Origin of the sequence: Streptomyces sp. NPDC055243, assembly GCF_044544025.1 — a bacterium.
Lineage (GTDB): Bacteria > Actinomycetota > Actinomycetes > Streptomycetales > Streptomycetaceae > Streptomyces.
The window spans coordinates 192,703-218,922 of record NZ_JBITWR010000010.1 but is presented as its reverse complement, the minus strand read 5'-3'; the positions used below and the strand labels follow the sequence as shown (position 1 = coordinate 218,922).

19 protein-coding genes are annotated in these 26,220 nt (G+C 70.6%); 4 read left to right on the top strand and 15 right to left on the bottom strand.

Going from position 1 to position 26,220, the window contains the following annotated elements:
• Window positions 1-50: 50 nt before the first annotated feature.
• The 6 genes from trmD to proS all read right to left on the bottom strand — a co-directional run bounded on the left by trmD (window position 51) and on the right by proS (window position 4,722).
• Window positions 51-872, bottom strand: coding sequence for a tRNA (guanosine(37)-N1)-methyltransferase TrmD (gene trmD, locus ACIGXX_RS28160; protein ID WP_351165397.1), 822 nt, complete (start codon window positions 870-872; stop codon window positions 51-53).
• Complete coding sequence (gene rimM / locus ACIGXX_RS28155) at window positions 872-1,435, bottom strand: ribosome maturation factor RimM (RefSeq protein WP_351165396.1); 564 nt, start codon at window positions 1,433-1,435, stop codon at window positions 872-874. Before rimM ends, trmD begins: the two co-directional genes overlap by 1 nt.
• 114 nt (window positions 1,436-1,549) lie before the next feature.
• Window positions 1,550-1,789 carry an RNA-binding protein gene (locus tag ACIGXX_RS28150; RefSeq protein WP_351165394.1) on the bottom strand — a complete coding sequence of 80 codons (240 nt, stop codon included), beginning with the start codon at window positions 1,787-1,789 and terminating at the stop codon, window positions 1,550-1,552.
• A gap of 2 nt (window positions 1,790-1,791) precedes the next feature.
• Window positions 1,792-2,229: a 30S ribosomal protein S16 gene (gene rpsP / locus ACIGXX_RS28145; protein WP_351165392.1), complete on the bottom strand. Its 438-nt coding sequence runs from the start codon at window positions 2,227-2,229 to the stop codon at window positions 1,792-1,794.
• A gap of 219 nt (window positions 2,230-2,448) precedes the next feature.
• Window positions 2,449-3,045, bottom strand: coding sequence for a hypothetical protein (locus tag ACIGXX_RS28140; RefSeq protein ID WP_351165389.1), 597 nt, complete (start codon window positions 3,043-3,045; stop codon window positions 2,449-2,451).
• A 261-nt stretch (window positions 3,046-3,306) separates the two neighbouring features.
• Window positions 3,307-4,722, bottom strand: coding sequence for a proline--tRNA ligase (gene proS / locus ACIGXX_RS28135; RefSeq protein ID WP_351165387.1), 1,416 nt, complete (start codon window positions 4,720-4,722; stop codon window positions 3,307-3,309).
• Window positions 4,723-4,938: 216 nt separating this feature from the next.
• Here proS and ACIGXX_RS28130 point away from each other — a divergent pair, with 216 nt between their 5' ends.
• On the top strand, window positions 4,939-5,802 hold the full coding sequence (locus tag ACIGXX_RS28130) for a class I SAM-dependent methyltransferase (RefSeq protein WP_399979738.1): 864 nt from the start codon (window positions 4,939-4,941) through the stop codon (window positions 5,800-5,802).
• Between the two features lie 20 nt (window positions 5,803-5,822).
• Here ACIGXX_RS28130 and ftsH read toward each other — a convergent pair whose 3' ends face one another.
• The 6 genes from ftsH to ACIGXX_RS28100 form a co-directional block, all read right to left on the bottom strand.
• Entirely contained in the window at window positions 5,823-7,760 is a 1,938-nt protein-coding gene (gene ftsH, locus ACIGXX_RS28125) for an ATP-dependent zinc metalloprotease FtsH (RefSeq protein WP_361465338.1), read from the bottom strand.
• A gap of 106 nt (window positions 7,761-7,866) precedes the next feature.
• A complete protein-coding gene (gene ffh / locus ACIGXX_RS28120) occupies window positions 7,867-9,420 on the bottom strand; it encodes a signal recognition particle protein (RefSeq protein ID WP_351165380.1) in 1,554 nt (517 codons plus the stop codon).
• 311 nt (window positions 9,421-9,731) lie between these two features.
• Window positions 9,732-12,209, bottom strand: a complete 2,478-nt coding sequence (locus tag ACIGXX_RS28115) for a [protein-PII] uridylyltransferase (RefSeq protein ID WP_399979734.1) — start codon at window positions 12,207-12,209, stop codon at window positions 9,732-9,734.
• A 68-nt stretch (window positions 12,210-12,277) separates the two neighbouring features.
• Window positions 12,278-12,616, bottom strand: a complete 339-nt coding sequence (locus ACIGXX_RS28110) for a P-II family nitrogen regulator (protein WP_249587501.1) — start codon at window positions 12,614-12,616, stop codon at window positions 12,278-12,280.
• A complete protein-coding gene (locus ACIGXX_RS28105; RefSeq protein WP_351165375.1) occupies window positions 12,613-13,980 on the bottom strand; it encodes an ammonium transporter in 1,368 nt (455 codons plus the stop codon). Before ACIGXX_RS28105 ends, ACIGXX_RS28110 begins: the two co-directional genes overlap by 4 nt.
• Window positions 13,981-14,319: 339 nt before the next feature.
• Entirely contained in the window at window positions 14,320-15,795 is a 1,476-nt protein-coding gene (locus tag ACIGXX_RS28100) for a hypothetical protein (protein WP_351165373.1), read from the bottom strand.
• A gap of 421 nt (window positions 15,796-16,216) precedes the next feature.
• Here ACIGXX_RS28100 and ACIGXX_RS28095 point away from each other — a divergent pair, with 421 nt between their 5' ends.
• Window positions 16,217-16,879, top strand: a complete 663-nt coding sequence (locus ACIGXX_RS28095) for a bifunctional DNA primase/polymerase (protein WP_351165371.1) — start codon at window positions 16,217-16,219, stop codon at window positions 16,877-16,879.
• Between the two features lie 115 nt (window positions 16,880-16,994).
• Here the strand turns inward: ACIGXX_RS28095 and ftsY are convergent, their stop codons facing one another.
• Window positions 16,995-18,206: a signal recognition particle-docking protein FtsY gene (ftsY, locus tag ACIGXX_RS28090; RefSeq protein ID WP_351165369.1), complete on the bottom strand. Its 1,212-nt coding sequence runs from the start codon at window positions 18,204-18,206 to the stop codon at window positions 16,995-16,997.
• A gap of 198 nt (window positions 18,207-18,404) precedes the next feature.
• Between ftsY and ACIGXX_RS28085 the strand changes: the two genes are divergently transcribed.
• A complete protein-coding gene (locus ACIGXX_RS28085) occupies window positions 18,405-19,859 on the top strand; it encodes a cytosine permease (protein WP_361465348.1) in 1,455 nt (484 codons plus the stop codon).
• A 91-nt stretch (window positions 19,860-19,950) separates the two neighbouring features.
• Window positions 19,951-20,931, top strand: coding sequence for an LLM class flavin-dependent oxidoreductase (locus tag ACIGXX_RS28080; protein ID WP_351165364.1), 981 nt, complete (start codon window positions 19,951-19,953; stop codon window positions 20,929-20,931).
• Between the two features lie 44 nt (window positions 20,932-20,975).
• Here ACIGXX_RS28080 and ACIGXX_RS28075 read toward each other — a convergent pair whose 3' ends face one another.
• Both ACIGXX_RS28075 and smc read right to left on the bottom strand, forming a co-directional pair.
• Window positions 20,976-22,388 carry a sugar porter family MFS transporter gene (locus ACIGXX_RS28075; protein WP_383823129.1) on the bottom strand — a complete coding sequence of 471 codons (1,413 nt, stop codon included), beginning with the start codon at window positions 22,386-22,388 and terminating at the stop codon, window positions 20,976-20,978.
• Window positions 22,389-22,630: 242 nt separating this feature from the next.
• A complete protein-coding gene (smc, locus tag ACIGXX_RS28070; RefSeq protein ID WP_399979725.1) occupies window positions 22,631-26,200 on the bottom strand; it encodes a chromosome segregation protein SMC in 3,570 nt (1,189 codons plus the stop codon).
• Window positions 26,201-26,220 lie beyond the last annotated feature (20 nt).

Genomic DNA, 26,220 nt, shown 5'->3' with positions numbered 1-26,220 from the left:
GGCGTCTTTCCCCCTGTGGCAGGGGCGCACGCTGGACGTACAGCAGCGGCCTATTCTTCCACGGCGTCGGGGTCTCGCCCAAATCGGCCGTCGGGACCCGGCCGCCACCCCAGGATCGAGAGCATCTCGCGGTCCTTCTTGTCGAAGGCGGCGGGGTCGCAGCGCTCGATCAGATCGGGCCTGTTGCGGACCGTGCGCCGCAGCGCCTCGTCCCTGCGCCAGCGCGCGATCTTGCCGTGGTGGCCGCTGACCAGCACGTCGGGAATGCCGTGGCCGCGCCACTGGGGGGGCTTGGTGTAGATGGGGCCTTCGAGGAGGTTCGCCATGGCGCCGGGGGCGAAGGAGTCATCGCGGTGGGACTCGGCGTTGCCCAGGACGCCGGGCAGCAGCCGGGCCACGGCCTCGGTGACGACCAGGACGGCCGCCTCGCCGCCCGCGAGGACGTAGTCGCCGATCGACACCTCGTAGACGGGCATCCGGGTCGCGTACTCGTCCATGACGCGGCGGTCGATGCCTTCGTAGCGCGCGGGCGTGAAGACCAGCCAGGGCCGTTCGGAGAGCTCCACGGCGAGCTCCTGGCTGAAGGGGCGCCCGCTGGGCGTGGGGACGACCAGGACGGGCCCGTGGGCGCCGGCCTCGTACCCCTCGGCGAGCACGTCGTCGAGCGCCGCGCCCCAGGGCTCGGTCTTCATGACCATGCCGGGGCCGCCGCCGTAGGGGGTGTCGTCAACCGTGTTGTGCCGGTCGTACGTCCACTCCCTGAGGTCGTGCACGTTCACGTCTAGCTGGCCACGCGCGCGTGCCTTGCCGACGAGGGAGACGTTCAGGGGTTCCAGGTACTCGGGGAAGATCGTGACGACGTCGAGCCGCATCAGGCGTCGTCCCCCGCAGGAGCCTCGTCGTCCCTGGCGGAAGCGATCTCCGCGCGGTCGTCGATCAGCCCCGGCGGCGGGTCGATGATCGCCCGCTGCTCCTCCAGGTCGATCTCGGTGACGATCGCCTCCACGAAGGGGATCATCACCTCGCTGCCGTCGGGCCGCTCCACGATGAACAGGTCCTGCGAGGGCAGGTGCGAGATCTCGGTGATCCTGCCGACCTCGACCCCGTCCTTGGTGACGATGTCGAGGTCCATCAGCTGATGGTCGTAGTACTCGTCCTCGTCCTCCGGAAGCTCTTCCGGATCGACCTCCGCGATCAGCAACGTGTTGCGCAGCGCCTCGGCGCCCGAGCGGTCGCGTACGCCCTCGAAGCGCAGCAGCAGCCTGCCGCTGTGCACCCGGCCGGTCTCGATGGTCAGCGGCCCCGTGGAGGCGGGGTCGGTGGCGAGGACGGCGCCGGGCCCGAGCCGCAGCTCCGGCTCGTCGGTGCGCACCTCGACGGTGACCTCACCCTTGATGCCATGGGCGCGGCCGATCCGCGCGACTACCAGCTGCACTGCTGTCTCTCCTGTCATGTGCCTACGGAAGGAGGCCCGTAGGCGCCTACAGACGACTACGGGCCGGGGAAGGCCCAGAAGCCCTCCCCGGCCCGTGCCGGTGCTACCTGTGGTTCAGTGAACCTGGTCCACGTCGACGAGGTCGACGCGGACACCACGGCCGCCGATCGCGCCCACGACGGTCCGCAGAGCGCGCGCGGTACGGCCGTTGCGGCCGATCACCTTGCCGAGGTCATCCGGGTGAACCCGGACCTCGAGCACACGCCCCCGGCGCAGGGTGCGCGAGGCGACCTGCACGTCGTCGGGGTTGTCGACAATGCCCTTCACGAGGTGCTCGAGAGCCTCCTCGAGCATGCTCAGGCCTCGGTCGACTCGGTGGGCGCGGCCTCGGCCGCGTCCGCCTTCTTGTCAGCCTTCTTGGCCTTCTGGGTGATGGCCTCACCCTTCGCCTCGTCGCCCTCGAGGCCCTTGGTGAAGGCCTCGAACGCGGCGCGCTTGTCCTTGGGCTCCGCGACGAGCAGCGGCGCGGGGGCCGGAAGGCCCTTGTGCGCCTGCCAGTCACCGGTGAGCTTCAGGATCGCCATGACCGGCTCGGTCGGCTGAGCGCCGACGGAGAGCCAGTACTGCGCGCGCTCCGAGTTGACCTCGATGCGCGAGGGGTTCTGCACCGGGTGGTACAGACCGATCTCCTCGATGGCCCGACCATCACGGCGGGTACGGGAGTCGGCGACGACGATGCGGTAGTGAGGCGCGCGGATCTTTCCCAGACGCTTCAGCTTGATCTTGACTGCCACTGGAGTGGTGTCTCCTGGTCTTGACGTGGTTGGGCACAACGAGATGCCACGTGGGGTTGCGGTACTCGGGGTGCCCGATGGACGCGTCAGCCGGAGGCGAGAGGGTTCCTATGCGGCTGTCGAGTACAGCTAGCCATTGTGCCATACGTCGCCGGGGCGTCCGAAACCAGTCCGGACGCCCTGACGAGCACGGTGCGGCACCGCTCCGGCCCGGCCCCGTCAGCCGGCGGCGGCGCCCACCACTTCCGGAATGCGGAAGGGCTTGCCGCAGCCGCCGCAGACGATGGGCGCCTGGGCGAGCACCGACGGGACGACGCGGACGTTGCGCCCGCAGTCGCAGACCGCCTTGACGCGGACGCCGCCCCCGGAGGAGCCGTGCCGGGCGGCCGGGCCCCGGAAGCTGCGTGCCGTGTCGGCGGCGGTCGCCGCGGTGTGTGCCTTGAGGGCGCGCTGGAGCCGCTCGATCGTCGGGCGGTAGCGCTTCCTTGCCTCGGGGTTGAGCGTGACCAGCGAGAAGCCGCTGCTGGGGTGCGGTTCCTCGGGGTGGTCAAGACCCAGCTCCTCGGCGATCGCGAGGAATCTGCGGTTGTGATAGCGGCCCGCGCGTGAGGTGTCGCGTACGCCGCGTGACGCGGCGATGCCATGGACTGCCTCGTGGAGCAGTCGCTCGAAGGAGAGCTCGGCGCCGCAGGCGGACGACGACTCTCCGATCAGGGATTCGGGCGCGGCAAGATCGGGCAGCTCGGGGTGGTGCCGCTGAATATCGGCCCACGCCTGTGCCAGCTCTGCGGCGAGAACAGGTGGTGTCGTGCTCACGTCGTGAACAACGAGCCGGGATGCCCAGGGGTTCCATTCCGGGGCATCCCAAATAATTTGCACGTACCCGTCAGTTGCCATTGATGCGTCCGGACGAGGGCGGGTGCGCTGATCTGCCCAGAAGCCTCGCAGCTCATAGCAAGCCGGTACGTAGTAGCGCGTACGCCCCGGCGCGTAGAAGAACTCCGCACACCGGGGCTTGTGTTGCCTGGGCAGGCGTACGAGCCGGGAACGAGCGCGCTGATACCGGAAGGCGCGCCGTCAGTAGGCGCGGGCCACTACGGCGACGTTACCGGGGGTCTCATCGGCGTCCGGCACCGCCCCGTCCTCCGCGACCAGACACCGTACGGACACGGAGTGCTCCGCGAGCTTCGCCTCGCCCTCCGGGCCGAGCGTGGCCCACGGGATGCGTGCCCAGCCGCCGGCCGCCGTGGCCTGGACGGCCTGGTCGACGGTGGTGACGTCCGAGGTGCGGGACTCCCTGCGCTCGCGGGCCTGGTCCAGGAGCAGCTTCTGGTCCTCTTCGAGGACGGTGGGCAGCAGCGCCGCGAGGGAGTCGATCGCGACCGGCTCCTTGCCTCCCTTGATGCGGCGGGCCAGCATCGCGGTGCCGCTCTCCAGGTCGCGCGGGCCGACCTCGACGCGGACCGGCACTCCCTTGAGCTCCCAGTCGACGGCACGGCGCCCGAAGGGGGTGTCCGTGCGGTCGTCGACCTGGACGCGCACGCCCGCGGCCTTCAGGCGCTCGCCGATCTCGTGGACCTTGGCGAGCACCGCTTCGTCGCCCTTGATGGCGAGGACGACGGCCTGGACGGGTGCCAGGCGCGGCGGGACCCGCAGGCCGTTGTCGTCGCCGTGCATCATCACCAGGGCGCCGATCATCCTTGTCGTACTGCCCCAGGAGGTCTGCCAGACGAGCTCCTGCTTGCCCTCCTTGGAGAGGTACTGGGTGTGGAAGGCCCGGGCGAAGTTCTGGCCGAGCTCGTGGCTGGTGCCGAGTTGGAGGGCCTTGCCGTCGCCCATCATGCCTTCGAGGGTGAGGGTGTTGATGGCGCCCGCGAAGCGCTCCTGGGCGGTCTTGCGGCCCAGGACGAAGTCCATCGCCAGGACGTCGCGCATGAAGGCGCCGTAGACGTCCGTGTGGATGCGGGCCGCGAAGTCGCGTGCTTCTTCGTACGTCGCGTGGGCCGTGTGGCCTTCCTGCCAGAGGAACTCCGAGGTCCGCAGGAAGAGCCGGGGCCGCAGCTCCCAACGGACCACGTTCGCCCACTGGTTGATCAGGAGCGGCAGGTCGCGGTAGCTCTGCACCCACTTGGAGAAGTACTCGTTGACGATCGTCTCGGAGGTGGGGCGGATGACGACCGGCTCCTCCAGCTCCTTGCCGCCGCCGTGCGTGACGACGGCCAGCTCGGGGGCGAAGCCTTCGACGTGCTCGGCCTCCCTGGTCAGGTACGACTGGGGGATGAGAAGGGGGAAGTACGCGTTCTGGGTGCCCGTCTCCTTGATGCGGGCGTCCATGTCCTGCTGCATGCGTTCCCAGAGGCCGTAGCCGTACGGTCGGATCACCATGGTGCCGCGCACCGGGCCGTTGTCGGCCAGCTCCGCCTTGTTGATCAGGTCTTGGTACCAGCGCGGGAAGTCTTCCGCCCGGGGCGTGAGAACGGGTGCCTTAGCCATGGCGCGCATGGTACGGCGGTCCTCCAAAGAGCGTGCATTGAATTCCTCCGGGGGGCGCACGACGGTGGCACGCAAGCATTGCCCCACAACCTCTGGACGCCACGACGGATGCGGAGTTCTCTGGCATACAGGGGGAGTGCGAGCGCACTGCACGGGGGCGGACGAAACGTTTGAATACGACACTCCAGCAACTCTCGGCGGATTGGGGCGCTTTCGATGACACCTACACTCGCGCAGCCGCACCTCCCCCGCGCGGGCACGACCCCCCGTGGCGTGGACCGGTGCGCACGCGCGCGTGACTGGGCGGAGATCCAGGAACGGATGCTGGTTCCGCTCTATGAAGCGGTGTACGAACGACTCGAAGTAGGCAGCGGTACACGGCTTCTCGGCCTCGGCTGCGGTTCCGGACTCGCTCTCCTGATGGCGGCATCACGGGGCGCGTCGGTCACCGGTGTCGACCCCTCGGCGCCCGAACGGCTCGCCCTGGCGCGTGAGCGCCTGTTGCCCGAGGCAGGCCTGGACGCACGGCCGCACGGCGCCGCCCGGCTCGTGGAGGGCGGCCCCGACGACGTGTCGGGGCCGGACGCGCCCGGGTTCAACATGGTGACCGCTTTCCAGCCGATCGGCTGCACGGCGGGCGACTCCGAGGGCCTCTCCGGCCTCCTGGAGTCCACCGTCCCGCTGACCGGGCGCGGCACCCCGGTGGTCCTCGTCGGATGGGGTCCTCCGGAGCGCTGCACGACCTCTTCTGTACTGAGGGTGGCGACCAAGCTCGCCGACCCTCTCCGTAGTACGGGAAGTTGGCGCCCCGCGCTCCGCGACGACCTGGAGGAGGTCGCCCAGCGGGCGGGCCTCAAGCCGGACGGCTCGGGACGCGTGGCGTGCCCCTTCGGGTACGCGGACACGGCCAGCGCGGTCCGCGGTCTGCTCTCGACGGGGCTGTTCGACGCCGCGGTGGGTGCGACGGATCAGGTGCAGGTCGACAAGGAGCTGACGGAGGCCCTGCATCCCCACATGCGGCGGGACGGCACCATCTGGATGCCCAACGTCTTCCGGTACTTGATCGCGCGCACGCGGTAGCTCCTTGTCGGTGAAGGGGGCTAGTCGGCGTCCTTGGTGAGGCGGGTGATGCCGGCGACCCGGTACGCCGCCTCCTCCTCCAGCGTCTCGTTCTCCAGGAGCGCGGCGGCCAGGGCGTCCAGCCGGCTCCTGTGCTCCCGCAGTTGCCGGCACGCGCTCTCGTAGCACTCGTCGACGATCCGCCGCATCTCGTGGTCGATCGTGTCGAGGGTGACCGGGGCCGCCGAGAGGCCGTAGGCCTGCTGGGCGTCGCTCGGCAGCGCGGAGAGGCGGCCCACGCGCTCGCTCATGCCCCAGCGGCCGACCATGCCGCGGGCGATGTTGGTGACCTGTTCGAGGTCGCTCTCGGCGCCCGTGGTGATGGCGTCGAAGACGACGTGTTCGGCCGCCATGCCGCCCAGGGCTCCGACGATGCGGCCACGCAGATACTCCTCCGTGTACGCGTACTTGTCGGAGTCCGGTGTCGACAGCGTGACGCCCAGGGCGCGCCCCCGGGGCACGATGGTGATCTTCCGGACCGGGTCGGCGCCGGGCTGCAACATGCCGAGCAGGGCGTGCCCGCTCTCGTGGTACGCCGTGCGCCGCCGCTCCTCGTCGGGCATGACCAGTGGCCGCTCCGCGCCGAGCTGGACCTTCTCCAGGGCCTCGGAGAGGTCGGCCTGCGTCACCTTCCTCTGCCCCCGCTTGACGGCGAGCAGGGCGGCTTCGTTGGCGAGGTTGGCGAGTTCCGCGCCGGTCATCCCCGGTGTCGTACGGGCGACCTGGGCGAGGTCGGTGTCGTCCGCCATCGGGATCTCACGCGTGTGGATCTTGAGGATGGCCTCGCGTCCGCCGCGGTCGGGCGGGCTGACGGTGACGACCCGGTCGAAACGGCCCGGGCGGGTCAGGGCGGGGTCGAGGATGTCGGCGCGGTTGGTGGCCGCGAGGACGATGACGCCCTCGGAGCCGGAGAAGCCGTCCATCTCGGTGAGGATCTGGTTCAGCGTCTGCTCGCGCTCGTCGTGCCCGCCCATCCCGCTGCCGCCGCCGCGCGCCCGCCCGATGGTGTCGATCTCGTCGATGAAGATGATGGACGGCGCGACCTTCCTGGCCTCCGCGAAGAGTTCACGTACGCGCGAGGCGCCGACGCCCACGATCATCTCGATGAACTCCGAGGCGGACGCCGAGAAGAACGGCACCCCGGCCTCACCGGCGACGGCCCGCGCGAGCAGCGTCTTGCCTGTGCCGGGCAGGCCCGCGAGCAGCACGCCCCGCGGCATCTTGGCGCCCATCTCGCGATAGGCCGCGGGGTTCTTCAGGAAGTCGACGACATCGCTCAACTCGCCCTCGACCTCGTCGATGCCCGCCACGTCGGCGAAAGTGGTGCGCTGGTCACCGGGTTCGAGCTCCACCGGCTTCGGCGGCGCCTTGCGCCCCAGCATGCCGCCCGCGCCGCCCATGCCCGAGCTCATCCGCCGGGCGATGAAGATCCACAGGAAGACCAGGAGCAGCATCGGCGCGAGGGAGATGAGCAGGTTGGAGAGGAAGCTGCGCTCCTGCACGACGGGCTCGGCGGTCACCGTGACGTCGTGCTTGGTGAGGTCGTCCCAGAGCTTGTCGTCGGCGAAGGCGGGGCGCTGGGTGATGAACTTGGTGTACTTCCCCTTCTCGTCGCCCGGCTTCTCCTGCTCCTTCTTGAGCTGACCCTGGATCGCGTCGCCCTTGGAGTAGATCTTCGTGACGTTCCCGGAGTCGACCTGCTTGCTGAACTCCGTGTACGAGATCGTCGGCTCGTCGCCGTCGTTGAAGAAGGAGAGGACGAGGTTGGCGATGAGATAGACGATGAGCGCGGTGAGGATGAGCCCGCCCCAGCCGCCCGGCATCTTCTTCTTCGGAGGTGGCGTGGGCGCGGGCGGGGGTGCGCCCTCGGAGCGCCATGGCTGGTCGGGCGCCTGGCGCGGCGGCACAGGGTTGCTCATATGCGGACGTTACGACAGAAAAAGGGGCCGGGCATCCGCTCCGGAAACGCCTGGGGCGCCCCTCTCGGCAGAGGGGCGCCCCAGGAAACGCACGTAACGCAGGACCTCAGCCCATGAACTTCTTGAACTCGTCCGGCAGCTCGAAGTCCTGCGCCTGCTGGCCCGCGGGGAGGCCGAAGGCGCCGCCTTCCTGACCTGCCTGCTCACGGCGGGCTGCGGCCTCCTGCTCCTCCTGCTTGCGCTTCATCGGGTTGCCCGACTTGCGCTTGCCCTTGGCCTGCTTCTGCTTCTTCTTCTGCTTGCCGGCGCCGCCACCCATGCCCGGCATCCCGGGCATGCCCGGCATTCCGCCGCCCTGGGCCATCCGCGACATCATCTTGCGGGCCTCGAAGAAGCGCTCGACCAGGTTCTTGACGGCGCTGACCTCGACGCCGGAGCCCTTGGCGATACGGGCGCGGCGCGAGCCGTTGATGATGGTCGGCTCGTGGCGCTCGCCCGGCGTCATCGACTTGATGATGGCGGCGGTGCGGTCGACGTCCCGCTCGTCCAGGTTGTTGATCTGGTCCTTGATCTGCCCCATGCCGGGCATCATCCCGAGCAGCTTGCTGATGCTGCCCATCTTCCGGACCTGCTCCATCTGGGCCAGGAAGTCGTCGAGCGTGAAGTCCTTGCCCTTGCTGCTCGCCAGCTTGGAGGCCATCTTCTCGGCCTCTTGCTGGGAGAAGGTCTGCTCGGCCTTCTCGATCAGCGTGAGCATGTCGCCCATGCCGAGGATGCGGGACGCCATGCGGTCCGGGTGGAACGCGTCGAAGTCGTCCAGCTTCTCGCCGTTCGAGGCGAACATGATCTGGCGCCCGGTGACCTGCGCGATGGAGAGCGCGGCACCACCACGGGCGTCACCGTCGAGCTTCGACAGGACCACGCCGTCGAAGCCGACGCCGTCGCGGAAGGACTCCGCCGTGTTCACGGCGTCCTGACCGATCATGGCGTCGACGACGAAGAGGACCTCGTCCGGGCTGACGGCGTCGCGGATGTCCGCGGCCTGCCGCATCAGCTCCTGGTCGATGCCGAGGCGTCCCGCGGTGTCGACGATGACGACGTCGTACTGCTTGGTCTTGGCGAACTCGATGGAGTCCTTGGCGACCTGGACCGGGTCGCCCACGCCGTTGCCCGGCTGCGGGGCGTAGACGCCGACACCCGCGCGCTCCGCGACGACGGACAACTGGTTCACGGCGTTGGGCCGCTGCAGGTCGCACGCCACCAAGAGCGGGGAGTGGCCCTGCCCCTTCAGCCAGAGGCCGAGCTTTCCGGCGAGGGTGGTCTTACCGGCACCCTGCAGACCGGCGAGCATGATGACGGTCGGCGGGTTCTTGGCGAACCGCAGGCGTCGCGTCTCACCACCGAGGATGCCTACGAGCTCCTCGTTGACGATCTTGATGACCTGCTGGGCGGGGTTCAGGGCCTGGGAGACCTCGACCCCCGCGGCGCGCTCCTTGACCTGCTTGATGAAGGCCCGGACGACGGGGAGGGCGACGTCCGCCTCGAGCAGGGCGATGCGGATCTCGCGCGCCGTGGCGTCGATGTCCGCCTCGGAAAGGCGGCCCTTGCCCCGGAGGTTCTTGAATGTCGCTGCGAGGCGGTCGGAGAGAGTGTCGAACACGGCGGTCGCGAATCCTCGGGTCGAAGGGGGCGCCCCCCGCTCGCGCGGAGCTGAGCGTGGGGGAGGGCGGATAGGTCGCCCTCCAGGGTATCTGTCCCGCCGGGCGGGCGGGCCCGCAGGAGCGGGGCGGGCTTCCGTCACTCCGTGACGGGGTGATCGCCTTGCCTGCCGACCCTGGCGGAGGCCCTGCTGGACGGGCCTCTCCCACCCGCCCGACTACCCCGCAGCGCCAAGGGATGGGTGGGCGGTGGGGGGCGATCCGCGTAACGGGTGGGGTGGGGGACGTGGCCAGCCCCGCACCCCCTACCCCCTCAACCCCTCAACCCCTCCTCCACCGCCCGAGCCACCCCCGCCGCCCGCTCCCCCGACAGCGGGGTCGGGGATCCCGCCCCCACCCCCGCCTCCGTCACGTAGAACGCGTCCACCGCGTTCGCCCCCAGCGTCGACACATGCGCACTGCGCACCACCACCCCCGCCGACTCCAGCGCCCGCCCGATGCGGTGCAGCAGGCCCGGTGCGTCCTGGGCCCGTACCTCGATCACCGTCGCGAGGCGGGAGCCGGCCGAAGCCACCGTCACGCGCGGCGGCGGGGCCACCGTCCCCCGGCGGCGCGGGTACGCCGCGTCCCGTTCCGCCAGCCGTGCCGCGATGTCCAGCGAACCGTCGAGCGCCCGCACCAGGTCCGACCGCAGCCGCGCCGCCTGCGGCAGGGAGCCGTACTCCGCCGCGACCCGCCAGTTGAGCAGCAGCACCGAGTCCTCGAGGCCGGACGGCAGCCCGACCCCCCGCAGCTCCGCCGTACGCACCGCGAGCCGGTGCACGGCCAGCACCCCCGCGACGGCGGACAGCACACCGGGTTGGTCCGGCACCGCGATGATCAGCTCCACGCCCAGCGGCTCCGGGCCCCCCGAAGCCTCCTCACCACCTGCCGCGGCTCCCTCCGTCTGTGCCCGCAGCGCCAGCACAGGGCCACCCGTACGGAACGCCTCCACAGCCAGCCGCTCCTGCTCGGCCGTGGGAGCCGCGTCCTCCACCGCCTCCGGCTCCTCCCCCGAAAGCACCGCCCCGACCCGCTTCACCAGATCGGCGACGAGCGAACCCCGCCAGGTGGACCAGGCCGCCGGACCGGTGGCCAGCGCGTCCGCCTCCGTCAGCGCGTGCAGCAGCTCCAGCGTCCCGACCGATCCCACCGCGTCCGCCACGGACCGCACCGTCGCCGGATCGTCGAGGTCGCGCCGCGTGGCCGTCTCGATCAGGAGCAGGTGATGCCGCACCAGAGTCGCGAGGACCGTCACGTCCCCCCGGTCGAATCCGATCCGCGCGGCGACGTCCCGGGCGATGATCTCCCCGGCCACGGAGTGGTCGCCGGGCCAGCCCTTCCCGATGTCGTGCAGCAGCCCGGCCACCAGCAGCAGGTCGGGCCGTCCCACGCGCCGGGTCAGCTCCGAGGCCTGCACCGCCGTCTCCACCAGGTGCCGGTCGACCGTCCACGTGTGCACGGCGTTGCGCTGCGGCCTGCACCGCACCCGCTCCCAGTCGGGGAGCAGGCGAGTGATCAGCCCCTCGGCCTCCAGCGCCTCCCACACCTCGACCGTCGGCCGCCCCGCTCCCAGGAGCGTCACCAACTGCTCCCGGGCCTCCGCGGGCCACGGCGTCGGCAGCGGCCGCACCGTCGCCGCCATCCGGCGCACCGCGTGCAGCGACAGGGGCAGCCCCGCCTGAGCCGCCGCCGCGGCCGCACGCAGCGGCAGCACGGGATCACGCTCGGGCCGGGCCGCCCGGGCGAGGACGACCTCCCCGTCCTGCTCCACGACCCCCTCGGCCAGCGGCGACCGCTCGGCCGCGGCCCCCTTGCCGCCGCCCAGCATCGCCCGCAGCCGGGGCCGCACGGACCGCGACCGCAGCACCCTGCTCACCTCGCGCCACGTCACGTCACTCGCGTACGACACCGTGCGCGCCGCCTCGTACACCTGCCGCAGCAAGGTGTCGGCGTCCAGCAGGCCCAGTTCCGCCGCGACCTGATCCTGTTCCTGGAGCGCGAGCCGGTCCGTGGCCCGCCCCGTGGTCAAGTGCAGCGCGTCCCGCACGTCCAGCAAACGCCGCCGGGCCTCGGAGAGCCCTTCCCTCGGCGCGTCCGCGAGCCAGGAGGCGGCGACGGCCCGCAGCGCGGTCGCGTCCCGAAGGCCGCCCCGCGCCTCCTTCAGGTCCGGCTCCAGGAGGTAGCTCAACTCCCCCTGCCGTTCGGCCCGTTCCTCGCACAGCTCCCGCAGCTCGGGCAGCCGCTTGGGCGCGAGGTTGCGCCAGTCGGCGAGGACCGCCGTCCGCAAGCCGGCCGTCAGCCCCAGGTCACCCACCACGTGCCGCGCGTCAAGCAGCCCCAGCTGCACCTTGAGGTCCTCCCCCGCGGTCTTGCGCGCCTCCACCGGCGTCCGCACGGAGTGGTCGAGCGCGAGCCCGAGATCCCAGATGGGGTACCAGATGCGGTCCGCGAGGGCCGCCACCTCACCGGCGTCCGCGCTGCCGTCGTGCAGCAACAGCAGGTCGAGGTCGCTGCGCGGCGAGAGCTCTCCCCTGCCGTAGCCGCCCACGGCGACCAGCGAGGCCCCGCGCGGCGCACCCGCGGCCGTGAAGAGTCCGGTCAGCCAGTCGTCCGTGAGGTCGGCGAGGGCCGAACGGCGCGGCGGCCCGGACTGCGCCTCCCCTTGAAGGAGGCGCAGCCGGGCCGCCGCGTAGCCGCTGGGTCCGGAGTCTTCCGAGTCCGATTCAGTACGTACTTCCACACTCGTCACCCAGCAGCTCCTGTCAGTCCCGCTCAGTTCCGCTCAGCCTCTGGTAGCTCAGCCCTTGCCGACCGAGCTCACAACGCATCAGGCCCACGCTCGCCGGTCCGCACCCGGACGGCCGTCTCGACCGGGACGCTCCAGACCTTGCCGTCCCCGATCTTGCCGGTCCGGGCGGCCTTCACCACGACATCCACGAGCTGTTCGGCGTCGTCGTCCTCGACCAGGACCTCGATCCGGATCTTGGGCACGAGGTCGACGGTGTACTCCGCGCCACGGTAGACCTCGGTGTGGCCGCGCTGGCGGCCGTAGCCGCTGGCCTCGGTGACGGTCAGGCCCTGCACGCCGAAGGCCTGGAGGGCTTCCTTGATCTCGTCGAGCCGGTGCGGCTTGACGACCGCGGTGATGAGCTTCATGCGTCCACCCTCTTGTTCTTGCCGGTCGCAGCCTTACCGGCGTCCTGGGCCGGCGGGCCGGGCACGGGGGCGGTACGGGGAGCCGTGCCACCGCCCGCTCCACTGAAGTCGTACGCGGTCTCGGCGTGCTGCACCTGGTCGATGCCCCCGACCTCCTCGTCCTCGCTGACCCGCATCCCGATGGTCTTGTCGACCAGGAGGGCGAGGATCGCGGAGGCGATCATGGAGTACGCGAGGACGGCGCCGACACCGGCGGCCTGCTTGCCCAGCTGTTCGAGTCCGCCGCCGTAGAAGAGGCCCTTGGCGTCGGACTGGACGCCGCCGGTGGCGAAGAAGCCGACGAGCAGCGAGCCGACGACACCGCCGACGAGGTGGACACCGACGACGTCGAGGGAGTCGTCGTAGCCGAACTTGAACTTGAGGCCGACGGCCATGGCGCAGAGCAGACCGGCGATGGCGCCGATCGCGATCGCGCCGAGCGGCGAGCAGGAGCCGCCGGACGGGGTGATCGCGACGAGGCCCGCGACGGCACCCGAAGCGGCGCCGAGCGTGGTGAACGCGCCGTGCCGGATCTTCTCGTAGGCGAGCCAGGCCAGCATGGCCGCGGCGGTGGCGACCTGCGTGTTCAGGAACATCATCGCGCCGACGCCGTCGTCGTTGCCCAGCCACGATCCGGCGTTGAAGCCGAACCAGCCGAACCACAGGAGCGCGGCGCCGAGCATGACCAGCGGCAAGCTGTGCGGCCGCATCGGGTCCTTCTTGAAGCCGACGCGCTTACCGATGACCAGGATCACGCCGAGCGCCGCGGCACCGGCGTTGATGTGCACGGCCGTACCACCGGCGAAGTCGATGACGCCGAGCTCGAAGGCCCAGCCGCCCGTCCCCCACACCCAGTGCGCGACCGGGAAGTAGACGATCGTGGCCCAGAGCGCGACGAACAGCGCCCAGGCGGTGAACTTCACGCGGTCGGCGAGCGCACCGCTGATCAGCGCGGGCGTGATGATCGCGAACATCAGCTGGAAGACCGCGAAGACGTACACCGGGATGGTGTAGCCGTCCCACAGCTCGGTGAGCCCTATGCCGCTCAGCCCGACGTAGTCGGACGACCAGCCGATGAGGCTGCCGTGGTCGGTGCCGAACGCGATGGAGAAGCCGTACAGCACCCAGAGGATGGTGACGATCCCCAGACTGATGAAGCTCATCATCAGCATGTTCAGCGTGCTCTTGACGCGGACCATGCCTCCGTAGAAGAAGGCGAGTCCCGGCGTCATGAGCATCACCAGGGCGGAACAGATGAGCATGAACCCTGTGTTGGCGGCAGACAGCTGCGGGGCGTCTGCGGCGATCGTGATGCCTGGGGGCATCGGCGTCTCCTCGTCGTCGTATGCGGCCCGTGCGGGCGGGGCGAGTGGGGTCTCCCCTGGTCGAGCGGAGCCGAGAGCTTGGGGAAGGGTGGGCCGTTATGCGCCATGAGATTGGCCCAGCGCCGTTTCAGGGGGCGCCCCTCGATGTTTCGCCGCAGTGACGAAGAGGTCGTACGTGTTACGCGTCCATGAACTGCCGGGTCAGGCGGGGCGCGGTTTCATACCCTGCGCACACCACACAAACCGACCGCGGCGGCCATCCGGTTGACCTGGCGTGGGGGAGCCGAGTCGGGCAGTTCGGGATGGGCCGGCCGCGGCCGGGGTTCTGGTGGGGCGCCGTCAGACCGCTTCCGCGGTCTCCGGCATGTCGATGGCGAGCTGGTCGGTCAGCTGCACGACCTCGGCGATGTCGCCGAAGTCCCGCACGGCGGTGTCCACGGTCTTGCGAAGGCGGGTGTTGACCCGCTCGGAGCGGACCTTCTTGGCGATGGTCAGGGCCTGGCCCGCGAGCACCGTGCTCTGCTCGGGCTCGCGCTGGAGCAGGTGGACCGTGGCCATGCCGATGAGGTTCAGTGCGTACGAACGCTGGTGCTCGGAGTCCTTGCCGAAGAGGTCGACGGCGCGCTCCATGACGGGCTCGGCGAGCGATGCGTACGTGGGGCTGCGGCCCGCCACATAGGCCAGGTCGCGGAACGAGTGGGCGTTCTCGCCGTTCAGCTCGGCCTCGGAGAAGAAGCGGATCCAGTCGGGCTCGGGCTCGTCGAACTCGGCGGCGTCGGCGAAGGTGTCCTCGGCCATGCGCACGGCCCGCTTGCACTTGCCGGGCTGGCCCATGCTGGCGTACGCGCGGGCCTCCATCGCATACAGCATGGCCTGGGTGCGCGGGCTCGCGCAGTCCCGGCTTCCGTACTGCGCGAGGTGGATCAGTTCGAGCGCGTCGTCCGGCCGTCCGAGGTGGATCATCTGGCGGCTCATGCTGGAGAGGATGTACGACCCGAGGGGCTTCTCGCCGGCTTCCTTCGCGGCGTGCAGGGCGAGCACGAAGTACTTCTGGGCGGTGGGCTGCAGTCCGACGTCATAGCTCATCCAGCCGGCCAGTTCGGCCAGCTCGCCGGCGACCTTGAAGAGGCGCTTGGACGTGGCCTCCGGCTGGGGCTCCTGCAACAGGTCCGTCACCTCGTGCAGTTGGCCGACGACCGCCTTGCGCCGCAGCCCGCCGCCGCACTGCGCGTCCCACTGCCGGAACATCACGGTCGTGGACTCCAGGAGGTCGAGCTCCGGTTTGGAGAGCCGGCCGGGCCTGCGGGACGGGGCGGGCGGCTCGGGGTCGCCGACCGGGGTGGTCGGCCCCGGGACCAGCCAGCGCTGCATGGGCTCGATGAGGGCGGGGCCCGCGGAGAGCGCGAGCGAGGTGCCGAGGAAGCCGCGCCGGGCCAGCATCAGGTCGCTGCGCGAGAACTCGCTGATGAGCGCGACGGTCTGGGGCCCGGTCCAGGGCAGGTCTACGCCCGACACCGAGGGCGACTGGTGCGGGGCGCGCAGGCCGAGGTCCTCGACGGCGACGACACAGCCGAAGCGCTCGGAGAACAGCTCGGAGAGGATGCGCGGGATGGGCTCGCGGGGATTCTCGCCGTCCAGCCAGCGCCGCACCCGGGAGGTGTCGGTGGAGATGTGATGGGCGCCCAACTGCCGCGCCCTGCGGTTCACTTGGCGCGCCAGCTCGCCCTTCGACCAGCCGCTGCGCACGAACCAGGAATTGAGCAGTTCGTTCGGGCGCTTCTCAGCGTTCGCACCACTTCCGCCATTGCCGCCCACTGGAACGCCCCCATCCCTCATGACACTTACGCGCGGTCCCACGCCAAGCCCTACCAGAATGCCGCGCACCGCGGCTCTCCGTCCGGAGAACGTCACCCATCGAACAGGAAACCGACTTGCCTCCGGCATACCCACGAGTGCACACCACTCAGGGCCCGTGCACTGAAAGTAATCCTACGATCACCCCTCCGGCGAGGGCGATCGCGGAAACGCCACCATTCGCCACCCCTTCGAATGAACTCCCCGCCCTCCACAAGCGATTGACTTGACAGTGGACGTTCGAAGGTGGGCGGAAGGGAGCACTTGGGGGCGCGAATGACCGAGCGCACCCCCCTGAGAGCACCGGCGCCTGAACAAAAGCACAGGGTCACGATCCGATTCCGTCACGTAACCACACCGCGCTCGACCCGTTGGAGGGGGCATGGGCTTCACGATCGGCGGCATCCGGGGGACCGACAAGCCCCGCACCGGTTCACGGCGGCGCGGCCGCGCGTCGGACTGCACCGCGGTGGCCGAGTACACCGGGCTGTGGGGATGGGCCGCGGTCCCCGGCGCACGGGCCCAGGACGGCCGCTGCTCCTGCGGCGCGGCCGACTGCGCGGCCCCCGGCGCCCACCCCCTGGAGTTCGCTCCCGAGGTCCCCGCGGGGGCGACGCTCGGCGAAGTGACCGAGACCTGGGCCCAGTTCCCCGGCGCCGCCGTACTGCTGCCCGTGGGCCGCGCCTTCGACGTGATCGAGGTGGCCGAGGCGGCCGGCCGCAGGGCGCTGGTCCGCCTGGAGCGCATGGGCCTGCCGCTCGGCCCGGTGGCCGCCACCCCGGAGGGCCGCACGCACTTCTTCGTCGCCCCCGGCGCCGCCACCGAACTCCCCCAGCTGCTCTACCGCATGGGCTGGGACGACGCCGGCATCGACCTGCACGGCCTGGGCCCCGGCACGCACATCACGGCCCCGCCGTCCGACCGCGCGGGCCTCGGCCCGGTCCGCTGGCTCCGCGCGCCGGACCTCGACTCCGCGACGCATCCCCCGCAGGCACGGCTGGTCCTGGGGACGCTGGCGTACGTGGCGCACCGCTCGCCGGCGTGACCGGCGCTCCGCAGACGGAAATGCCCCACCCCGGCTGCACCCCGGGGTGGGGCATTTCTCTGGTCGTACGCCGTCTCCCGCGGGGCTAAGGAGCCACGGAGCCGCCTCGCGTCACCTACTGGTCACCGATGAGCGCGTCGACGAACGCCTCCGGCTCGAACGGCGCGAGGTCGTCCGCGCCCTCGCCGAGCCCGACCAGCTTCACCGGCACGCCCAGCTCGCGCTGGACCGCGACGACGATGCCGCCCTTGGCCGTGCCGTCCAGCTTCGTCAGGACGATGCCGGTGATGTCCACGACCTCGGCGAAGACCCGCGCCTGCACCAGGCCGTTCTGCCCGGTCGTCGCGTCCAGGACGAGCAGCACCTCGTCCAGCGGCGCGTGCTTCTCCACGACGCGCTTGACCTTGCCGAGCTCGTCCATCAGGCCCGTCTTGGTGTGCAGCCGGCCCGCGGTGTCGATGAGGACGACGTCGGCGCCCTCCGCGATGCCTTCCTTGACCGCGTCGAAGGCGATCGACGCGGGGTCGCCGCCCTCGGGACCGCGGACCGTACGCGCGCCGACGCGGTCGCCCCAGGTCTGCAGCTGATCGGCGGCGGCGGCGCGGAACGTGTCCGCGGCGCCGAGGACGACCGAGCGGCCGTCGGCGACGAGGACGCGGGCGAGCTTGCCGGTGGTGGTGGTCTTGCCGGTGCCGTTCACGCCGACGACCATCACGATGCCGGGCGTCTCCAGGCCCGACTCGGTCTTCACGGTGCGGTCGAAGTCCGTGCCGAGGAGCGCGAGGAGCTCCTCGCGCAGCAGGGCGCGCAGGTCGTCCGTGGTGCGGGTGCCGAGCACGCGGACGCGCTCGCGAAGGCGCTCGACCAGTTCCTGGGTGGGGGCGACGCCGACGTCGGCGGTGAGGAGCGTGTCCTCGATCTCCTCCCACGTGTCCTCGTCGAGGTGCTCGCGGGAGAGGAGCGTGAGCAGCCCCTTGCCGAGTGCGTTCTGCGAGCGCGAGAGGCGCGAGCGCAGACGGACCAGGCGACCTGCCGTGGGCTCCGGGGTCTCGATCTCCGGGGCGGCCTCGGGGGCCTCTTCGGTGACGACCGGCGCCTGTGCTCCGGCGCCCGGGAGTTCCACCTCCTCGATCGTGCGGCGCGGTTCGTCGCGCGGCGTCTCGGCCTCGTCGCCGATATGCGGCTCGGCCGGAGGGGCGGTGATGGTGGGCGTGGACGACGGGGCCTGCGGCGGCAGCTGCTTCTTCTTGCGGCTGCCGATCACGAGCCCGCCGAGCGCGCCGATCACGACCACGGCGATGACTACAGCAAGGATGACGATTTCCATAACCCACCCAGTATCAGCCATGGGGGCAGCAGAGGCCCAGGCTGTAGCTTCCTCCAAAGAACATAAGCTTATAGAGGGCACTACTCGGACTAAAGTACGATGGAGCTCTCCGCATCAACGCGCGTAGAGTCCAACGCGATCACCCCCACGGACGGGTCGCGACGTTGCGATCCGAGCGAGAGGCACGGACCCCACCCCATGAGCACCACCGCCGAAACCGAAGGCGCCCTGGAGACACGCGGCCTCGAGCCCGTCCCCGACTCCGAGCGCACGGGCCGGACCCGCGAGCTGTTCCCCACCTGGGTGGCGGCCAACATCAGCGTCCTGCTGCTCACCATGGGCGCCGGTCTCATCGTGACCAACGGCCTCAACTTCTGGCAGGCCCTGGTCGTCGCCCTGGTCTCGCCGCTGCTCAGCTACGGCCTGGTCGGGCTGATCTCGATCGCGGGCAAGCGCGGCGGCTCCCCCGGCATGACGCTCTCGCGCGCCGTCTTCGGCCAGCGCGGCAACCTCTTCCCCGGCTCGCTGATCTGGATCGCACGCTGGGGCTGGGAGACGATCAACGCGGTGACGGGCGCGTACGCGATCATCACCGTCCTGGACATCTGCTTCGGCGTGAAGTCCAGCACGTGGCTGACGGTCGTGACACTGGTCGCCTTCGTCGCCTGCACGTTCCTGATCAGCGGCCTGGGCCGCAAGGTCCTGCACATCTGCAACACCTGGGCGACGTACCTCTTCGGCGCGTTCAGTGTCCTCGTCCTGGTCTACCTGGTGGCCAACACCCCCTGGTCGGACGTCTTCTCGCGGCCCGCGGGCTCCACCGCGGCAATGGTCGCGGGCGTCGGCGTGATCGCCGCGGGCGGCATCAGCTGGGTCCCCACGGGCCCGGACTTCACGCGCTACCTCCCGCGCAAGGCCTCGAACAAGGCCCTGGTGGGCAACGCCATCGGCGGCGCCGGCATCGTCGTCGTACCGATGGTCCTGATGGGCGCGGTCATGGCGGTCAGCACGCCGAGCCTGTCGGACGCATCGGACCCGGTCTCCTTCCTCGGCCAGCTGCTTCCGACGTGGATCGCCGTGCCGTACCTGGTGATGGCCCTGATCGGCATGCTCCTGATCAACTCGATGTCGATGTACTCCGCGGGCTTCACCGCGATGACGCTCGGCATCAAGGTCCCGCGCACGTGGGCGGTCTCCATCAACGCCATCATCAGCCTGATCTTCGGCTACCTCCTGATGAACGTGGCCACCAGCTTCATCGGCTCGTTCATCTCCTTCCTGACCCTGCTCGCCGTCGCGTTCTCCGCCTGGATCGGCGTCTTCGGCATCGACATGCTGCGCAGGAAGACGTACGACGGCGAGGCGCTGATGGACACCAAGCGCACCAGCGCCTACTGGTACAAGGCGGGCTTCGCCTGGCAGGCCATGACCGCGTGGGCGATCGCCCTGGTGGCGGGGCTGCTCTTCACGAAGGTCGACTGGTTCAGCGGTCCGCTCGCCACGTCCTGGGTCGGGCGCAACGGCCTGGGCTGGCTGGCCACGATCCTCATCGCGGCCGCGCTGTACGCGGTGCTGCCGAGGAACCCGGCGGTCGAGGCGCCCGAGGGCCCCAAGCGAAACGGTGAGGGCGAGACGGAGCTGGTCTCGGCCTGATCCGGAGCAACTGCCCCCGGACCCTGGTCATCTGACACCACGTCATCTAACGTCCCTCTTCGCCCGCCCATCGTGAAGGGGGACGTTTTCCATGCCCGTCACAGTCGTACGCTTCAACCTCGTCGATCCGGACGCCACGCCCACCTCACTGAGCGAGCGCTACAAGGCCGCCCTGGAGATGGCCGCGTACGCCGACGACCGGGGCATCTCCACCGTGCAGACCGAGGAGCACCACGGCGTCGGCAACAACTGGCTGCCCTCGCCCTTCACCTTCGCGGGCGCGGTGTTCGGCGCGACCCGGCGCATCGCGGTCACGGTCTCCGCGATCATCGGGCCGCTGCACGATCCGCTGCGGCTGGCCGAGGACATCGCCGTACTCGACCTGCTCAGCGGCGGACGTCTGGTGACCGTGGCGGGGATCGGATACCGGCCCGCCGAGTACGAGGCGTTCGGCGTCGAGTGGAAGCGGCGCGGCAAGCTCCAGGACGAGCTCCTGGAGACCCTGTTGCAGGCGTGGACCGGCGAGCCCTTCGCGTTCCGCGGCCGCACCGTGCGCGTCACCCCGCGCCCCTTCACCCAGCCCCACCCGATGCTCCTGGTCGGCGGCTCGTCGCAGGCGGCGGCCCGCCGCGCGGCCCGGCTCGGCCTGCCGTTCTTCCCCAGCGCCCATCTGCCCGAGCTGGAGGCGTACTACAACGAACGCCTCACCGAGTACGGCACCAAGGGCTGGACCATGATGCCCGCGGCCGAGACCCCGCTCCTGCACATCGCCGACGACCCGGACCGCACCTGGGCCGAGCACGGCGAGCACTTCCTGCACGAGGCCCGCACCTACGCCTCCTGGCAGTCCAAGGACATCCGCTCGGCGGTGAAGTCGAGCGCGACCACGGTCGCCGAGCTGCGGGCCGAGGGCGTCTACCGCGTCCTGACCCCGGACCAGTGCGTGGCGTACGTGCGGGGCGGCGGCGCCAATCTCGTCCTGCATCCGCTCTCCGGCGGGATGCCGATCGACGAGGGCTGGCGCAGCCTGCACCACTTCTGCGAAAACGTGCTGCCCCGGCTCAAGGAGTAGGTCCTTGAACCGGGGCAGCATCCTCAGAGGAGGGGCAGCGGGGATTAGCCCATTTCCTCCAGGGTCTTTCCCTTCGTCTCCTTGACGAACTTCATGACGAAGGGGATCGAGATCACGGCGAAGGCGCCGTAGATGATGTACGAGCCGGTCAGGCTCCACTCGGACATGCTCGGGAACGTCTTGGTGATCGCGAAGTTGGCGAGCCACTGGGCCGACGCGGCCACACCGAGCGCCGCCGCGCGGATCCGGTTCGGGAAGATCTCGCCCAGCAGGACCCAGACCACCACGCCCCAGGAGAGCGCGAAGAAGAGCACGAAGAAGTTGGCGGCGATGATCGCCGTCAGGCCCTGCGCGTTCGGCAGCGTGACGTTGTCGCCGGAGCCGGTGCGGTACGAGAACGCCCAGGCGCAGGTGAAGAGCGCGAGCGCCATGCCGGCCGAGCCGATGATGGCCAGCGGCTTGCGGCCGATGCGGTCGACGAAGAGCATCGCGATGACCGTGCCGATGATGTTCACGATCGACGTCTCGAACGAGTACAGGAACGAGCTGCTCGGGTCCTTGCCGACCGACTGCCACAGCTGGTTCGAGTAGTAGAAGATCACGTTGATGCCGACGAGCTGCTGGAACACCGAGAGGCCGATGCCGATCCAGACGATCGGCAGGAAGCCGACCTTGCCGAGCAGATCCTTGAAGGAGGACTTGTGCTCGCGGCGCATGCCCTCCTCGATCTCGATGACGCGCGCGTCCAGGTCGATCTTGGTGCCCTCGACCTCGCCGAGCACCTTCCTGGCCTCGACGTCACGGCCGACCGAGATCAGGAAGCGGGGGGACTCGGGGATGACGAAGGAGAGCACGCCGTACAGGACGGCGGGGATGACCATGACGCCGAGCATCAGCTGCCAGGCCTCCAGGCCCATCAGCTTGCCGCGCTGGTCGTCGTCCGCCAGCTTCAGGATGCCGTAGTTGACCAGCTGGGAGACGGCGATGCCGATGACGATCGCGGCCTGCTGGAAGGAGGCGAGGCGGCCTCGGTACGCGGGCGGGGCGACCTCGGCGATGTAGGCCGGGCCGATGACGGAGGCCATGCCGATGCCGATGCCGCCGATGAAGCGCCACATCGTCAGGTCCCAGGCCGCGAACGGCAGGGCGGAACCGATGGCGCTCGCCGCGAAGAGGACGGCGGCGATCTGCATGCAGCGGATGCGGCCGATGCGGTCGGCGATGCGCCCGGCGACCGCCGCGCCGACGGCGCAGCCGAGCAGCGCGGTGGCGATGATCCAGCCGAGCATGTTCGCGTCGACGTCGAACCGATGCTGGATGGCGACGGTCGCGCCGTTGATCACGGAGCTGTCATAGCCGAAGAGGAAGCCGCCCATGGCTGCGGCCGCCGTGATGAAGATGACATGGCCGAGATGGTCCGGCCTGGCCTCTCTGCCTTCGGGCTGGGGCGCCTTCATTGTGCTGGTCACATGGACTCCTCGGGCCACCGGCAGCATCGCCGGGGGTGGGGGTGAGCACTTCAAGTGGCGCACAACTTCACGCCGCCCACCACCTGAAGGTAAAAGCAACGTTGCAGAGACTATGCCTTCAAGTTTCGAAGTCAAGACCTGGGTTCCTGTGAACTTCAGGCACATGTGTGGCGCGCTTCGTTCAAGTCTTGAAGTTAATGAGGTGGGCCCGTGAAGGGCCGTGAAGGGGGCTAGCGCAGCCGCTGGCTGATCACCTTCGAGACGCCGTCGCCCTGCATGGACACGCCATACAGCGCGTCCGCGACCTCCATCGTCCGCTTCTGGTGCGTGATCACGATGAGCTGCGAGGCCTCCTGCAGCTCCTCCATGATGCGGATGAGCCGCTGCAGGTTGGTGTCGTCGAGCGCGGCCTCGACCTCGTCCATCACATAGAAGGGACTCGGCCGTGCCTTGAAGATCGAAACGAGCAGCGCGACGGCCGTCAGCGACCGCTCACCGCCGGAGAGCAGCGAGAGCCGCTTGACCTTCTTGCCCGGCGGGCGCGCCTCGACGTCGACTCCCGTGGCGAGCATGTTGTCGGGGTCGGTCAGGATGAGCCGCCCCTCGCCGCCGGGGAAGAGCCGCGAGAAGACGCCCTCGAACTCACGGGCGGTGTCGCGGTAGGCCTCGGTGAAGACCTGCTCGACGCGTTCGTCGACCTCCTTGATCACTTGCAGGAGATCGGTCCGCGTCTTCTTCAGGTCCTCCAGCTGCTCGCTCAGGAACTTGTGACGCTCCTCCAGCGCGGCGAACTCCTCAAGGGCCAGCGGGTTCACCTTCCCGAGCTGCTGGTACGCCCGTTCGGCTGACCTCAGCCGCTTCTCCTGCTCACCGCGGACGTACGCCACGGGCCTGTTGCGCGGATGCTCCGGGTCGTCGGGGAGCTCCTCGCCCTCGGCCGCGGGCGAGGGCGGCACGAGCTGGTCGGGGCCGTAGTCGGACACGAGTCCTGCCGGTTCCACACCGAGTTCCTCCAGTGCCTTGGACTCCAGCTGCTCGATCCGCAGCCGCTTCTCGGCACCGAGTACCTCGCCGCGGTGGACTGAATCCGTCAGTTTGTCGAGCTCCGCCTTGAGATCGCGCCCCTGGCCCCGCTCGGCGGCCAGCTCCCGCTCGCGCACCTCCTTGGCCCGCTCGGCGGCGGCACGTTCCTCCTGGGCCCGCACCAGCGAGACCTCGACGTGCGCGAGCAGCTGCCGCGCACCACGGGCGACGGCCTCGGCGACCGCCGCCTCGTGCCGCATCCGCGCCTTGCGCTGCTCGGCACGCGCGCGTGCCTCGCGTTCGGCGCGCGCGGCCCGGTCGAGCGAGTCGGCACGCCCCGCGAGCCCCTTGACCCGCTCCTCGTGCGTACGCACCTGGAGCCTGGCCTCCATCTCGGTCTGCCGGGCGTTGGCCCCGTCGGCGGCGAGCCGGTCGCGCACCGAGGTGTCGGGCTCCTCCTCCACCGGAGCCTCTTCCGCCACGGCGAGCCGCTCGGCCAACTCCTCGGCGTCCTCGACCGCCTTGTCCAGCGCCTCCTGCGCCTTGGCCGCGGCGGCCGCACTGCGCTCGGCCTCGCCCGCCGCGCCACGCGCCTGCCCGGCGAGGGCGCCGAGCTGCTGCGCCACGGCGGACTTCTCCCGGTCGGCGGCGCGCCTGCGCTCCCCCAACTCCTCGACCAGCAAGGCGACTTCCTTGCGCCGCTCCCCCGCGTCCCGCTGAGCAGCCGCCAACTCGTCGCACTGCTCGGCGAGTTGTTCCAGCTCGGCCGCCGCCTCGTCGACGGAGGCCTGCACTTCGAGCAGGCTCGGCGCCCCGGCGGACCCGCCCTGCGCGAAGTGTGCCCCGAGCAGATCGCCCTCGGCGGTGACGGCGGTCAGCTCCGGGTGGGCGTAGACGAAGTCCTCGGCGTCCTCCAGCGTGCCCACGACGACCATCCCCCGCAGCAGCCGCCGCACCGCGGGCATCAACTCCTCGGGCCCACGCACCAGTTCGGCCACCGGCGGCGGCCCTTCGGCACCTTCCTGCCGTACGTCACGGGGGTCGACGCCCGACTCCGGTGCCCCCGCGAGGAGCAGCGCGGCCCGCCCCGCGTCCTGCTTGCGCAGCAGCCGGATGGCCTCCGCCGCCGATGCCGGTGTGGTCACCGCGATCGCGTCCGCCGCCGCGCCGAACGCCGCAGCGACCGCGACCTCGTGACCCGGGGCGATCGAGAGCAGCTCGGCCGCCGGACCGAGCAGCCCCGTGAGGCGGTCCTTGGCGGCGAGCAGCGCCCCCGTACCGTCCTTGCGGCGCAGGCCCAGCGCGAGCGCCTCGTGCCGGGCGGCGACCGCGGCCCGCTTGCGCTCGGCGGCGGTGGCCGCCTCCCGTGCCGCGGTGAGCGCGCCCTCGGCCTCCGTGAGGGAACGCTTCGCCTCGTCGTGCCGCTCGCCGAGTTCCGCGTCACCGGCGTCGAGCCCGTCGACCTCCGCCTTCAGCTGCTCGTACTCCTCCTGGGCGGCGACCGCGCGCTCCCCCGCCTCGTCGCGCGCCACGGCGAGCCGGTCGATCTCGGCCTGGGCGGAGCCCGCCCGCGAGCGCGCCGCGTTGACCTGTCCGTTCAGCCGCGCGAGCCCTTCGCGCCGGTCGGCGATGGACCGCGCCACGTCCTTGAGGCGGCGCTCCTCGACCGCAAGCTCCCGCTCCAGATCGGCACGGTGGCCGACGGTGTCCTCAAGGGCGTGCTCCGCGGCTTCCAGGGCGGCTTCCAGCTCCGCCTCCTGCTCGCGGATCCGCGCGGCCTCGCGCTCCATGTCCTCGGGGTCACGGCCGCGCCGCTCCTCCAGGGGCGCGGCCGTCGCGCTCTTGACCCGGGCGTCGGCGAGCGACACCGTGCCGCGCACCCGCTCGGCCAGCTGGGAGAGCTCGTACCACGTCTGCTGCGCCCGCTGGAGCCGCGGCGCGAGGCGGCGCACCTCGTCCTCCAGGTCCGCCTCCCGCTGGAGCGCCTTCTTCAGCTCGGCCTCTGCGCTGTCCTTGCGCCGCTTGAGCTCCGCCTCGTCGGCGACCTCGTTCCGCAGCGCGTCCCGCAGGCGTACGAGATCGTCGGCGAGCAGCCGCAGCCGGGCGTCGCGCAGATCGGCCTGGATGACGGCGGCCCTGCGCGCCACGGCGGCCTGCCGGCCGAGCGGCTTGAGCTGGCGCCTGAGCTCGTCGGTCAGATCCTGTACGCGGGCGAGGTTGGCCTGCATCGCGTCGAGCTTGCGCAGCGCCTTCTCTTTGCGCTTGCGGTGCTTGAGGACGCCCGCGGCCTCCTCGATGAAGGCGCGGCGTCCCATGGGGTCGGCGTGCAGGACGCCGTCGAGCTGGCCCTGCCCGACGATGACGTGCATCTCGCGCCCGATGCCGGAGTCGGAGAGCAGTTCCTGGATGTCGAGCAGCCGACAGGTGTCCCCGTTGATCTGGTACTCGCTGCCGCCGTTGCGGAACATGATCCGCGTGATGGTGACTTCGGCGTACTCGATGGGCAGGGCGCCGTCGGAGTTGTCGATGGTGAGCGACACCTCGGCACGGCCGAGCGGCGGGCGCCCGGTGGTGCCGGCGAAGATGACGTCCTCCATCTTGCCGCCGCGCAGCGACTTGGCGCCCTGCTCGCCCATGACCCAGGACAGCGCGTCCACGACATTGGACTTGCCGGAGCCGTTCGGTCCGACGACGCAGGTGATGCCCGGCTCGAACTTCAGCGTCGTGGCCGACGCGAAGGATTTGAAACCGCGCAGTGTCAGGGCCTTGAGGTGCACGCCGCCGGACTCTACCTTTC

What these genes read in the sequence shown, in the direction of transcription:
- trmD (WP_351165397.1), bottom strand. Translation starts at nt 872, where the DNA reads ATGCGGCTCGACGTCGTCACGATCTTCCCCGAGTACCTGGAACCCCTG.
- ACIGXX_RS28150 (WP_351165394.1), bottom strand. Translation starts at nt 1,789, where the DNA reads ATGCTCGAGGAGGCTCTCGAGCACCTCGTGAAGGGCATTGTCGACAAC.
- proS (WP_351165387.1), bottom strand. Translation starts at nt 4,722, where the DNA reads ATGGCTAAGGCACCCGTTCTCACGCCCCGGGCGGAAGACTTCCCGCGC.
- ACIGXX_RS28130 (WP_399979738.1), top strand. Translation starts at nt 4,939, where the DNA reads ATGACACCTACACTCGCGCAGCCGCACCTCCCCCGCGCGGGCACGACC.
- ftsH (WP_361465338.1), bottom strand. Translation starts at nt 7,760, where the DNA reads ATGAGCAACCCTGTGCCGCCGCGCCAGGCGCCCGACCAGCCATGGCGC.
- ACIGXX_RS28110 (WP_249587501.1), bottom strand. Translation starts at nt 12,616, where the DNA reads ATGAAGCTCATCACCGCGGTCGTCAAGCCGCACCGGCTCGACGAGATC.
- ACIGXX_RS28105 (WP_351165375.1), bottom strand. Translation starts at nt 13,980, where the DNA reads ATGCCCCCAGGCATCACGATCGCCGCAGACGCCCCGCAGCTGTCTGCC.
- ACIGXX_RS28095 (WP_351165371.1), top strand. Translation starts at nt 16,217, where the DNA reads ATGGGCTTCACGATCGGCGGCATCCGGGGGACCGACAAGCCCCGCACC.
- ftsY (WP_351165369.1), bottom strand. Translation starts at nt 18,206, where the DNA reads ATGGAAATCGTCATCCTTGCTGTAGTCATCGCCGTGGTCGTGATCGGC.
- ACIGXX_RS28085 (WP_361465348.1), top strand. Translation starts at nt 18,405, where the DNA reads ATGAGCACCACCGCCGAAACCGAAGGCGCCCTGGAGACACGCGGCCTC.
- ACIGXX_RS28080 (WP_351165364.1), top strand. Translation starts at nt 19,951, where the DNA reads ATGCCCGTCACAGTCGTACGCTTCAACCTCGTCGATCCGGACGCCACG.
- ACIGXX_RS28075 (WP_383823129.1), bottom strand. Translation starts at nt 22,388, where the DNA reads ATGAAGGCGCCCCAGCCCGAAGGCAGAGAGGCCAGGCCGGACCATCTC.